The sequence below is a fragment of the Flavobacterium piscisymbiosum genome, from assembly GCF_020905295.1.
Lineage (GTDB): Bacteria > Bacteroidota > Bacteroidia > Flavobacteriales > Flavobacteriaceae > Flavobacterium > Flavobacterium piscisymbiosum.
In genome coordinates this window covers 4,805,826-4,819,054 of record NZ_JAJJMM010000001.1, presented here as the reverse complement: position 1 = coordinate 4,819,054, position 13,229 = coordinate 4,805,826, and the positions used below count along the sequence as shown (strand labels likewise).

Below are 13,229 nucleotides of genomic sequence, written 5' to 3'. Positions count from 1 at the left end.
ATGAGAAATATTAACCAGATTGCTATTGTTTCGAGTATGCTAATAACCTTTTTAAGCTGCTCTAGTGATAAAGATGTCGATGTAAATCCTGGCACAACTACCAATCCTGTCGAAGGAAATGCTGCCAACACAACTTATAAACCAGCTTTCGAAGGGCAAACCAGAGTTAGTGGCGTACAAACCAACACGCCTTATCAGGGAGTTGCTATTGCTACAGGCTTAAGCAGTCCATGGGGAATTAAAAGTCTTCCTGACGGTAGATTATTGATTACCGAAAAAACAGGAACAATGCGTATTGCAACAACAGCCGGAGTTTTAAGCGCACCTATTACAGGTATTCCTGCCGTAAACGCTTCTGGACAAGGAGGTTTATTAGGTTTAACTATAGATCCTGATTTTACAACAAACCGTATGATTTACTGGGTGTATGCCGAAGCAACAACAGGCGGAAATAATACGGCTGTAGCCAAAGGAAAACTGTCAACTGACGAAAAAACAATCGAAGGAGCAACCGTAATTTACAGAGCAAAACCAGCAAACGCCAGTAATCTTCATTATGGCGGACGCATTCTATTTGATAAATCTGGTTTCTTAGTAGTAAGTACTGGAGAACGTTCTGTATTAGAAACTAGACCATTGGCACAATCTGTAGCGTCAGGTTTAGGAAAAGTAGTTCGCTTAACAAAAGAAGGTCAGCCAGCAAGTGGCAATCCTACTTTTACAGGAACGGGAGCTTTACCTGAATTATATACTATTGGACACAGAAATCCGCAAGGTTTGGCACTTAACCCTAATACAGGAGAAATTTGGTTGTCAGAACACGGACCACGCGGAGGTGACGAAATCAATCGCCTTAAAGCGGGAGCAAATTACGGATGGCCAACCATTACATACGGAATCGAATATAGCGGAGAAAAAGTAGGAGCAGGGATTCAGCAGCAAGATGGTTTAGAGCAGCCGGTTTACTATTGGGATCCGGTAGTTTCGCCAAGCGGAATGACGTTCTACACAGGAAATCGTGTGCCGGAATGGCAAAATAGCCTTTTTATAGGTGCTTTAAGCGGAATGCATATTGTTCGTCTTGCTATAAAAGACAATAAAGTAATTGGCGAAGAAAGACTTCTTGCTTCAGAAAACCAACGCTTTAGAGATATAACACAAGGAAACGACGGAGCTTTATACGCCGTTACTGATGGTGGAAAACTTTACAAAATCGATAAAAAATAGTTTCACTTTTTAAATATATATTCTTTTAGAAGAATACTTGTAATGGCGCTATATGGCGCCATTATTTGTTATGCAAAATGAGTTCCTTATATTTGGTATCGATTAAATGCAAAAACAATTGAATACAAAAATCACCACATATTCACTAGAGCATCATAAAAGTTTGTTTACTGATGCCAATAATGACAGAGAGTATTTTTATATTCAGGCAAAAGATCATCCTTACATCAGCGAACCTTATCGCGCAGAAAGTTATGCCATAGAATTTCTTCGAAAAGGAAGCATTGTAATGCAAACCAAACTCAAGAAAACAGTAATTCACGCTCCGGCAATACTAACATTAGGGCCTTCGGTAATTCGAAGTTTCACAAAAGACAGCGACGAAATTTTAATCGATATTATCTTTTTCAAACCTCAATTTTTTCTGCACAATCAAGCCAATGTTTTTTTTCTTTCGCAGTATGATTTTTTCGAAAATAGCGAAATGCACGTTTTCAATCTTGAGAGAAAAAACAAAATTAAGTTTGAACAAATCTTTACTTTGTTACGACAATCGATCGAACATAATTCTGATAATCAGCCTTCTATTCTAAGAGCTTATCTTTATATATTGATTTACGAATTAGATGTTATAAAGAAAACCATTGCAAACGATTCAGCTCAAAATCCTCTGTTCGAAAAGTTCAAAGAAATCCTTTCCAGAGATTTTGTAAACCAAAGATCAGTACAATATTATGCTGATGTTCTAAATGTATCACGTAAATATCTGTCAGAAGTAATTAAAAATAATAGCGGAAAAACCGCCAGTGACTGGATCGAAGATATTGTAATTCTCGAAGCCAAAATATTACTCCAAAATAAAGATCTTACGATTAACCAAATCAGCGATACTTTAAACTTCCCCAATCAATCCGGTTTTGGGAGATTTTTTAAAAAATGCGAAGGAATTTCACCTTTAGAATATCGCAGAAAGAATGTTTAATATATTTAAAAGTATATACGTAATTATACTTTGGGCGAGTCACCATCCCGATAAGAGGGCAAATTTACTATGCGATTATACGCCCTCTTATCGGGATGCTGTCGGGCTATCCGCGCTACTTCGGTAGCTTGCTTCTATCCCTCTCGCGAGCGACGAGCGAATGGAGTAGTTATTCGTTTTCGATCTCTTTTTTTAGTTTTTTAGCCCAATCTTGGGTTTAATTTTTTATTTAAACATTCCAATTGTCACCCTGAGCGAAGTCGAAGGGCGTTCCAATTGAAACGTGGGCTTCGACTTCGCTCAGCCTGACAATACAATGACAATACAATGCATTGTCTTTAAGCGAATAAAATTGTTAGCATCTGCATCTCAATTGTTAAAGTTGCTGCTATTGTGATTTATTAAAAGTGAAACGCCTTTGTTAAGCGATTCAACAAGCTATTTCTCTATGTGTTTAAAAAGACATCCCAATTAATTCAACCGACTTTTCGAACAAAACAAAAGCCGTTTAGCTCTTTTCTGATCAATCAAATCATCTCAACTTTGCAGTAATAAAAAAAAATAAAAGATATGTCTAAAATAGCAAAATTCGTAGTAATCATAAATGATAATGTAGTTTGGATGGAAGAAAAAGCCCTAAAATTCTATTCGGATTTATTTGGTTCTTCGAAAGAAATAGGAGAGAAGTACGCCAATGAAAACCTTTCAAGTCAGAAATTATTCAAAATACAAAATGATTTTTCGGTCGAAATGTTGATGGCTTATGATGGCGAAAATCCGTTGTCATTCATGAAACTGAATTCGTCCCGACTTTCGAATCAAAATCTTGATGCCAATAAACCAATGGGCGTAGACCATATTGTGTACTTTAATCCAGAAGATATCAACGTGCTTTTTAAACGTGCTGAAGAAGTCGCTTTACAAAGAAAATACGATTTAATTTGGGCAAAAGCTTTTACAATTGATTCCGTTTTAATCGAGACATTAAAGTCTTTGGGTTACGAAGAATTCAACTATGAAAGTGATACTACTCGCGACACAGATGAAAAGCAACTTTATCTTAAAAAATCAGTTTAAGTTAATTCTGATAACTTCATCATTTGCAATAGCATAAACAATATCGTTTTGTTCTGGTTTTAAAATGTGTTTTCCGGTAAATTCACCAAAAGCAGCCAGAATCATTTGATTTTCTTTCTGAAAAAAACAAGGTAATTTTAAAGATTGTGCACCAAAACCGCGCAGCATAATTCCGGGATGAATGTGGCCTGAAAAATTAAAAAAACCTTCTTTTAGGGTAGGATGATGTGTGAGTAAAAAATCGTCGATTTCCAGAAATTCTACAACATCAATATCAAGTTCCAGGTAATGTTTTTTATCAATAATATCATGATTTCCTGCGATCAGGATAATGGTATTGGTACAGCATTCTACCCATTTTTCGAATAAATCCCATTCCTTATTTTTAGAACTATGAAATAAATCTCCCAGGAAAATAATTTTTTCGGGTTTAAAAAAATCTACGATATCTGTCAAACGCTTAAAATTTTCAGAAACGACATTATTCGGAATCGCCACGCCGTGTTTCCTGAAATGCGACACTTTTCCGAGATGTACATCAGAAATGAGAAGCAATTTTCTGGTTTCCCAAAATAAAGCTCCACTTGTGTGCAAAATAAACGTTTGGTTTTGTATAGTAATCGTCATATAATATTACTTCATATAAGAAGCTGTCATTTTTTTAATTCGTTCCGCTAATGTTTCGCTGGATAATTTTTCTCTTAGTCTGTCTGTAATTAACGGAAAACTAAAAGGCGTAGGTTTCAAACAAGGTTTCCAGATAATCTCCTGATTGTTTATTCGTTCCAAAGCCATAATCAAACGGCCTTCTTCCAACTGATGTTCAAAGGTTTCGCGATACGCTTGCTGAAACAATAAGTTATCAGGTTCATAATCCCTGAAAACTTCAAAGAGCAATTGAGAACCGCTTTGCAAATGTTTTGTTTTGACCATTTTACCAGGAAAACCTGTAAAAACCAAACCTGCAATTACGGCAATATCCCTGAATTTCCGCCTTGCCATTTCGGTCGCATTCAGGCTTTTTTGCAAATCATGATGTACATATTCCGTGGAGAATAAATTATTATCCAGAACATTCTGCATATCAATTTCCTGATCAGAAAGTAATTCGAATCCGTAATCATTATACGCAAGCGAAAAACTGATAGGCAAAAGTAAACTAATTCTATACGCCAATAAACTTGCCAGCGCTTCATGCACAAACCGCCCTTCAAAAGGATAAAAAATAGCGTGATAGCCTTCTCTGGTTTTAAACGTTTCAATCAAAAACTGATCGTCTCCGGGAACAATAGATTCCTTTCTTTGTCTGGCAAATAAAGGTTGTAGAGCTTCGAGTTCCGGCGATAAATTATCGGTGTTGGCACGATACAATTCCTGACGCAGCAATTCGCTCATTTGTGCCGAAAGCGCCCTTCTGCCGCCCATCCAGCTTACTACTTTAGATTTCTTTTTAGGATCGGCCTTTCGAACCAAAACCTGCATATTTCTTATTCGGAACAATTCGAGTTGTTTTCCCGCGAAGATAAAAGTATCGCCTGGTTTTAATTTCGACACAAACCATTCTTCGATAGTACCAATATAACCGCCACTCATAAATTTTACGTTGATAACAGCATCGCCCACAATAGTTCCTATTTGCATGCGGTGATGCATGGCAATCAATCTACTGTTGATTTTGTAACGTCCGTCTTCTTCGATTTCTACCTTTTTATATTCGTCATAAGCTTGCAAACTTTGACTTCCGTTAGAAATGAAATTCAAAACCCAATTCCAGTTTTCTTCCGTAATTGCCTGATAGCAAAATGTTCCTTTGACTTCTTTGAAAATATCATCGGGAAGAAATCCGTCCGAAACCGCCAAAGTATTGAGGTATTGTACCAAAACATCCCAACTGTTCAAGTAGGGAACACGATCTTCAATTACATTCTCTTCAACCGCTTTTTTCAATGCCGAAGCTTCTATTAATTCAATCGCATGCGTAGCCAGAAAATAAATCACACTTTCTTTTCCCGGTTGGTGTCCGCTTCGTCCGGCTCTTTGCAAAAATCGCGCAACACCTTTTGGTCCGCCAACCTGAATAATAGTTTCTACGGGAGCAAAATCAACTCCAAGATCCAGACTTGAAGTACAAACCACAACTTTTAGTTCTTCGTCTCTAATAGCTTGTTCGACCCAAAGTCTTGTTTCACGATTTATACTTCCGTGGTGCATTGCCATTTCTCCGGCAAACTCAGGATATTTTTCGAGCAATCGCTGAAACCAGATTTCACAAGCCGAACGTACATTCGTAAATATCAAAGTCGTTTTGCTTGCTTTTATAATTTTTGCCACTTCATCAATCAGGTGCAAACCCATATGTCCGCGCCACGGATAGGTTTCCATTTTATCCGGAATAATCGAAATGACTTTTATTTTTTTATGAATCTGAGCCTTTATCAAAACGGAATTATTGTAAGCTTCGGAATCTACGCCAAGCAAAACTTCCTGCGCCTGCTGTAAATTTCCAATTGTAGCCGAGATTCCCCAAATACGCATTTTTGGGGCAATAGTTTTTAGTCGGGATAAAGCCAATTCGGTTTGAACGCCACGTTTTGTGCCCAATAATTCGTGCCATTCATCAATAACAATTGCGGTACAATTGCCAAATATTTTGTCGTAGCCTTTGGTTGCCAAAAGCAATTGCCAACTCTCCGGAGTGGTAACCAATAAATCCGGCATTTTTCCTTTTTGTTTGGCTCGTTCGCTTGCTGATGTATCGCCAGACCGAATTCCGACAGTCATTTGGGTTCCCAAATCATTAACGACTCTTTCTGCTGCTTGTTTTATTTCAACCGAAAGCGAACGTAAAGGCGTAATCCAAATTGCTTTAAGACCGGGTTTGTGTTTGGTTTTATAATCGGGATTATTTTTTATGTAGTTGAGAACAATAGGCAACCAGAGCGCATAGGTTTTTCCGCTGCCTGTAGGAGCGTTCAGTAAACCGTTTTTTCCTTGCAAAAAAGCAGTCCATGCCTGAGTCTGAAACGGAAACGGTTTCCATCCCTGATTCTCAAACCATTCATTTGCTACTGCAAAAAGTTGTTCTCTGTTCATTTGTCTTTGCTATTATTTTTTTACCATTAAGATATTAAGGTTCATTAAGTTTTGCTTTATCAAAGAAAATTAAGAAACCGATTTTAAAAATAAGTCCCAATGGGACGTCATATTTATAGAAATTTATGAGTTTATTTTTTAGAACCCCATCGGGGTGACATATTATGCATTAATTAAAATTTTATATATCGCTCCGCTGGAGCTCTTTTTCTGGCACATTCTTATGGTTTCTATAAATATTACGCTCCTCTGGAGCTTTAAAAACAAGAAATAAATAATCCTTGCTCATCTGTGTTTTCGCTTGCGAATCCGCCTCATCCGCGTCATCCGCGTGCCATTTTTTTTACCATTAAGATATTAAGTTTCATTAAGGTTTGCTTTGTGAAAGAAAATTAAGAAACCGATTTTAAAAATAAGTCCCAGCGGGACGTCATATTTATAGAAATTTATAAGTTTATTTTTTAGAACCCCATCGGGGTGACATATTATGCATTAATTAAAATTTTATATATCGCTCCGTTGGAGCTCTTTTTCTGGCACATTCTCATAGTTTCTATAAATATTACGCTCCTCTGGAGCTTTAAAAACAAGAAATAAAAAATCCGCGCTCATCCGTGTTTTCGCCTGCGAATCCGCTTCATCCGCGTGCCATTTTTTTTTACCACAATTTTATCATTTCGACAGAGGAGAAATCGCATTAAAAAATTCCGTTCCTAAAATCGTCAATCTTTGTCGAGCTTCTCGCGAGGATTTCTCCTCCGTCGAAATGACAAAAAATGCGGATAGAAAAAAGAAAACAAGAAAAAATCCGCGTTCATCCGTGTTTTCGCTTTAGCGAATCCGCGTCATCCGCGTGCCATCTCGCAATCCATAACTATAAAATCATACTCTTCAAATCCTCAATAGAATTAGCTTCATCGATTTTTTTATCATGTCGCCATCTTAAAATTCTCGGGAACCGTGTTGCAATTCCACTTTTATGTCTTTTTGAAAGCGCAATTCCTTCAAAACCAATTTCGAAAACCAATTGAGGCGTTACACTTCGAACCGGACCAAATCTTTCCAAAGTATTTTTCTTAATCCAATCATCTACCATTCTAAATTCAGCATCGGTTAGACCGGAATAGGCTTTTGCGAACGTGACCAGTTCCCGTTCGTTATTTTCGTTATTATGCCAGAGGGCGAAAGTATAATCGGTAAATAAATTTGAGCGTCGTCCATGACCGCGCATGGCGTAGGTGAGGACGGCATCAATGACCAAAGGTTCAATTTTCCATTTCCACCAATCGCCTTTTTTTCTTCCTACGAGATAAGGCGAATCTTTCCTTTTAATCATTAAACCCTCACTTTTCATTTTGCGGGAACGCAATCTTTCCTCCTTCAATTCTTCCCAGGTTGAAAATTTCACCCTTTCAGAAAGTTGCAGCGGAATATCATGGTGTTTAATATCTTCATACAATTGTTCCAATACTATACGTCTTTCTTCAAAAGGAAGATTTCGAATATCCTGACCTTTCCATTCTAATAAATCGTAGGCTTTTATAATTACAGGTGACTTTTTAAGGATTGCAGCCGAAACAGTTTTTCGTCCAATTCGGGTTTGCAGATCATTAAAAGTTCCGATTTCATTTTCTATGAATGGAAGAATTTCTCCGTCAATCACCGTTCCATCTGGAATAATTCCAATGAAAGATGCAAATTCAGGATATTTATCGGTTACCAATTCTTCACCACGACTCCAGATAAAAATTTCATTATCACGAATAATGGTTTGCGATCTGATTCCGTCCCATTTGTGTTCCGCGCTCCAATCTTCGGGATTTCCTAAATTCGAAGGTTCACCTTCGATAGGATAAGCGAGATAAAACGGAAAGGGTTTCGATAAATAATCGCTGTTTTGTTCGTCTAAAATTAATTCCTGAAAAGTGATTGTATTCGGATTCCAATCGCCCATTAATTTATGTGCCAATGAATCTTCATCAATATTTTCAGCTTTAGAAAGGGCACGCGTCATTAGTTTTTGGCTTACGCCGATTCTGAAGCTTCCGGTAATTAATTTAGTAAAAACAAAACGTTCGTAGTAATTAAGTGCCAGCCAGTTTTCGTGCAGATATTCTTTTTTTTCAATATCTGTTTTCTTTTTCAGGGCAATAATTTCCTGAAGATATTCGGTTAAACTTTTATCAGAATGTTCTTTTGTAGTTGGGATTACCAAAGCAATAGTTTCGGCCAAATCGCCCACTATATGATAACTTTCCTCAAACAACCAAAGGGGAATATTAGCCAGTTCATTTGCCCATAATCGCAGTAAAGTTGTATTTACAGGCCTTGGCGGACGACGATGCGAAAGAATAGCAATCGTCCAGACTTTATCTTCATTACTGGCATTGATAAAATAGTTGGTCAAAGCATCTACTTTTACCGAAGTTTTATTAGAACTGTCAAGCGCTTTTATAAGTTCGGCAAAGTTTTTCATGTTTTTATTTTTTTTTAAGAAGAGAGGCAAGAAGCAAGATACAAGAAACAAGATTTGATTCTTGTATCTTGCTTCTTTCTTCTATTATCTTTTATCTTTTACCTTTCTTCGTCTATCCTCTTTTTTCTTGCATCTATTCTCTTTGCTCTTCTATTCTTTCTTCCTCAACATCTTTCTTACTATCCATTTCTCCCAATTCCCCTTCATATTGCGTGTGAGCAGTTCTAGCATCGTAACCCAACTCCTTTAAATATTTCGAGAATATATCTGAATATCCGTGGGTACAAATGACCTTTTCGGCTCCGGTTGCTTTAATGCTTTCCAGTAAACCCGTCCAGTCGCAATGATCGCTTAAAACAAAACCTCTGTCTACAGCTCTTCTTCGTCTTGCACCGCGAAAAGTCATCCATCCGCTGGCAGAACCCGTAACAAAAGGAGTCATCTTTCTGATCCAAGTCGAACCGTGTGCACTTGGCGGAGCAAGGACAATGCTTCCTAGTAAATCTTCTTTTTTAGTTTCTGATGTGACTCTTACTGTGGCCGGAAAATCGACTAATGGGCGTAAAACTTCCGTCATATTTTCGATCGCTCCGTGCGTGTAAATTGTTCCAATATTAGGATCTAGGTATTTTAATAAACGTTGTGCTTTCCCTAACGAATATCCAAAAAGGACAGACGTTTTTCCTTCGGCGCGATTTTCTGCCCACCAATTATTAATATCCGTCATGACTTCGGCCTGAGGTGTCCATTTAAAAGCGGGTAAACTAAAAGTGCATTCGGTGATAAACGAATTGCATTTTACGACTTCGTATGGCACAGAAATTCCGTCATCTTCGGTTTTATAATCTCCGGTAAAAACCCAGACTTCGCCTTTGTATTCTACTCTTATCTGAGCAGAACCAATGACGTGACCTGCAGGATGAAGCGAAAATTTCACGCCATTTACCGTAAAAGTTTCGTTCCAGTCTTTTCCTGAAACATTAATATCGCCCAAACGGTGTTTTATGATAGGCACATTGTCATAATGTGTAATGTAATTTTTGTGTCCCCAACGCGCATGATCAGCATGTCCGTGCGTAATAATGGCGTTGGTAACCGGACGCCAAGGATCGAGATATACATCTGCCTGCTGGCAATATATACCTTTATCGTTGAAAGCTAATAATGGGACTTTCATAACCTGATTAAGCTATTTGAGCAATTCTTGCGCTTTTATACAAGGGATATGTATGCATAAAATCAGACACGCCATCTTTCATAGTATCGAAAGATTTTCCGTAAAAATACAAAGCGGTGGTTGAGTTTCCTTTCCAGTATCTTTCCTGGGATGTATTGGTTAATTTCGAAATTTCAGATTGTACGAAATCAACATTATAATCTTCCTGATCTTTTTTATGATCATTTCCGCCATCAAAATAAATAGCAATTCCTTCGTTTTTACCAAACGGAATTTCCTGATGTGTTTTTTCGATTATAATTTTTGATCCTTTTGGAGCGCCGCAAATTTCGACAAAATTAATAATGTCGTTTAAAACGGCTCTACTAATTTCTTCCTGATAAAATTTGACATGTATATCACAAAAGATAATTTCTCCCGGCTCTTCTTTAAGTATTCCGCCACCGGAAATTTCACCATAATTATTTTCAGATAAAAAATCATGTAAAGGCAACATATAAAGGTTTCTTCGGTCTAAAGGTGAAACTTTATCATTAATCTGAATTACAATATGGTACGGATTTTGATCAGTTTGGTCGCTTTCGAATAAATTGGATATAAATTGTAGTAACATAGCAATTAAGGTGTTAAGGATAAAATACTTTACTCAAAGTTACTAACTGAACCGAGTTTAGAATTTATACTTTTTTTCCAAAATGTTACATGATTTCTGATTAGGATTTTAGAATAAAGAACAAAGAACAAAGAACAAAGAATATAGAATATAGAAAATAGAATATAGTATATAGAATATAGTATATAGAATGATACTTTATAACGTGCTAATGATTGAAAAACAAGAATTTAAGTAACTTTAGTTTTTCACAAAACAGCCCCAATCATTGTCATTCGTGCCTCGAAATGACAATATTGCGATTACGTTACGTTCCAAGGGATTAAAATCCCTCGCTACAAAATAAATCATTCCTTCGGAATTTTATAAAGAGTTCCGGAGGAACGAAAACATATTGTAGGGATGGATTTTAATCCATTCTACGCGGTTATAATCGGCAATCTTGTTTGAAATATTGTAGTTACTTTGCTTTTTTAGTAGACTAATAATGTAAATTTAAACTGCAACTTCTTATGAAAATGATTGCCTTAGCCCGATAGGAGTGGAAATCCTTTTGTTCCGGTCCCGAGGCTTCAGGAGGAACAAAAGATTGGAACGGATTGCTTGGCCAATTCGCACTTTCAGGCTCGGGTGCGGGATTAGCTCCCGAAAAATATTCTAATAAAAATAATTACAATATCCCATCCAGAGTACTCACCAATTCCTGAAAATTATTAGGTTTTGTAAAGATCTGTACAGAACTAAATTCATTTGTAAGTTTCTTTAAGATTTCATGCGAATGCGAAGAATATACGACAACCTGAATTTTACTTAGTTCAGGAACCTTTCGTAATTCCTGTATAAATTCGGCACCGCTTAAATAAGGCATTTGCATATCGAGAAATATAAAGTCAGGCAAAACGGTTGCTACTTTTAAATTGTTTAATGCTTCAAGAGAATTATTGGAGATTGTAGTGAGTATATTTTTGTTTAATGAAGCAATCGCGGCGATAAAAAGTTCGCAGTCATCTTCGTCATCATCCACTAATAAAATTACTGTATTTTTCATTCCATGAAATTATTTTAAATTCCGGAGCTTTTGATTATATAATTTTACGCAGATGTTATATAATATAAATGTTTAATCCTCAATAAAAGAAATCTCAAAAGTAGTTTTACCGTCTTCGCTTTTATGCGATATATAACCGCCATGAGCTTCGATAATATTTTTAGACAAGGTCAGGCCAATTCCGGCGCCTTCTGGTCTTGTGGTAAAAAAAGGCAGGAATATTTTGTTTTCTATTTCTTTTTCTATTCCGTTTCCGGTGTCTGTAATTTTAATGAAGATTCGGTTTTCTTTGGCTTCCGCCGAAATTAAAATCTGCTTTTGTAAAGAGTCTTTTAGCGCATGAAAACTATTCGTTAGCAGATTAATTAATACTTGTTCTACTTGTTGAGAATCGATGTTTATGAATCTTTTGAAAGTTATGTTGTTACTGACTTCTATATTTTTCTCTTTAAATAAAGGATTCATAACCTGAAGACAGTTATCGATTAAATGCTGCAATTCTATTTTTTCTTTTTTAGGAGAAGGCAGCATTGCTAGTTTTCGATAACCTTCGACAAATTTTTGCAAATGGTCACTTCTTCTTAACATGGTTGTTACGCTGTTTTTTACATCTTCAAGATCTTCATCTGATAATGAATCCTGCTCAACCAAATCCTGTAAATTCTGGCAAATAGATCGAATAGGAGTAATGGAGTTTAAGAGTTCATGCGAGATCACTTTCATCAAATTTACCCAGGCTTCTTTCTCTTTTTTCTCGACTACATTCTGAATAGAATCCAATAAAACAATAAAATAATCCTGTTCGAAAATCTCGGTTCTCGAAGCCTGCAAAACAAAGGTTTGGTTGTTTTGTTCGTTCAAACTAATTTCTATGGATGTTTTTATTTCCTGAAAATTATCTTGTTCGATAATTTCACATAACGACGGCAATTGGTTTTTCAGATATTTCCATTTGGATACTTTTGGTACATTAAAATGTGTCGAAAAGTAGTCATTCATTAAAAAAATATTCCAATCGTTATCTTGCTTTTGCAGAATTATAATTCCGGTTTCGATGTTATTTAGAATAGAACGATAGATAATATCTTTCGAAATCTGCTCATTTTGTTTGCTTTTTAAAGTGTCATATAAAAGAAATAAGTCACTATAGTTTGTATTGAATTTATGTTTCGAAAAATCAGAACTAAAATCATTTTGTAATATCGAAGAAATGGTTTTATTATAAATGAGAACAAAATTGCGAACGTAAAAAAACATTTCACGAATCATGAGAAAAACAATAAAAAGTACAAATACTCCGGTAAAAACCAAACCATCTTTAAAAAAATAAATCGAAAGTTCAATCGCTGCAACAATTAAAATTAATCGAATAAAAAGCAGTTTATAGGTTTGAAATGTTTTAAACATATTTTTTTAATTAAAAATTGAGGATTAAAAATTAAAACTTTGAAAGCCTTCATTTTTATGCTATAGTTTGGACACAAATATTATGAATCAATTTTAAACACCAATTTACTTCGTCCGTTCGCTATCGCT

Annotated in this window: 10 protein-coding genes; 3 read left to right on the top strand and 7 right to left on the bottom strand. The window is 36.1% G+C overall.

The annotated features are described in order from the left end of the window. From LNP81_RS20740 to LNP81_RS20730, 3 genes are all read left to right on the top strand, one after another. Entirely contained in the window at positions 1-1,227 is a 1,227-nt protein-coding gene (locus tag LNP81_RS20740) for a PQQ-dependent sugar dehydrogenase (RefSeq protein ID WP_230039138.1), read from the top strand. A gap of 118 nt (positions 1,228-1,345) precedes the next feature. Continuing rightward, on the top strand, positions 1,346-2,209 hold the full coding sequence (locus tag LNP81_RS20735; protein ID WP_230039136.1) for an AraC family transcriptional regulator: 864 nt from the start codon (positions 1,346-1,348) through the stop codon (positions 2,207-2,209). A 570-nt stretch (positions 2,210-2,779) separates the two neighbouring features. After that, positions 2,780-3,286 carry a hypothetical protein gene (locus tag LNP81_RS20730; protein WP_230039135.1) on the top strand — a complete coding sequence of 169 codons (507 nt, stop codon included), beginning with the start codon at positions 2,780-2,782 and terminating at the stop codon, positions 3,284-3,286. On the opposite strand, the gene pdeM is transcribed toward LNP81_RS20730, so the two are convergent. From pdeM to LNP81_RS20695, 7 genes are all read right to left on the bottom strand, one after another. Beyond that, on the bottom strand, positions 3,278-3,913 hold the full coding sequence (gene pdeM, locus LNP81_RS20725) for a ligase-associated DNA damage response endonuclease PdeM (RefSeq protein ID WP_230039134.1): 636 nt from the start codon (positions 3,911-3,913) through the stop codon (positions 3,278-3,280). The two genes, LNP81_RS20730 and pdeM, sit on opposite strands and share 9 nt — an antisense overlap. Before the next feature lie 6 nt (positions 3,914-3,919). Next, complete coding sequence (locus LNP81_RS20720; RefSeq protein WP_230039133.1) at positions 3,920-6,379, bottom strand: ligase-associated DNA damage response DEXH box helicase; 2,460 nt, start codon at positions 6,377-6,379, stop codon at positions 3,920-3,922. A gap of 874 nt (positions 6,380-7,253) precedes the next feature. Then, positions 7,254-8,855 (bottom strand): ATP-dependent DNA ligase, encoded by a 1,602-nt coding sequence (locus tag LNP81_RS20715; RefSeq protein ID WP_230039132.1) that lies wholly within the window; start codon positions 8,853-8,855, stop codon positions 7,254-7,256. Positions 8,856-8,988: 133 nt separating this feature from the next. Then, positions 8,989-10,032 (bottom strand): ligase-associated DNA damage response exonuclease, encoded by a 1,044-nt coding sequence (locus LNP81_RS20710; RefSeq protein WP_230039131.1) that lies wholly within the window; start codon positions 10,030-10,032, stop codon positions 8,989-8,991. A gap of 7 nt (positions 10,033-10,039) precedes the next feature. Beyond that, complete coding sequence (locus LNP81_RS20705; RefSeq protein ID WP_230039129.1) at positions 10,040-10,645, bottom strand: hypothetical protein; 606 nt, start codon at positions 10,643-10,645, stop codon at positions 10,040-10,042. 670 nt (positions 10,646-11,315) lie between these two features. Then, positions 11,316-11,693: a response regulator gene (locus LNP81_RS20700; RefSeq protein WP_230039127.1), complete on the bottom strand. Its 378-nt coding sequence runs from the start codon at positions 11,691-11,693 to the stop codon at positions 11,316-11,318. 72 nt (positions 11,694-11,765) lie between these two features. Next, entirely contained in the window at positions 11,766-13,100 is a 1,335-nt protein-coding gene (locus LNP81_RS20695; RefSeq protein WP_230039125.1) for a sensor histidine kinase, read from the bottom strand. Between the last annotated feature and the right edge of the window lie 129 nt (positions 13,101-13,229).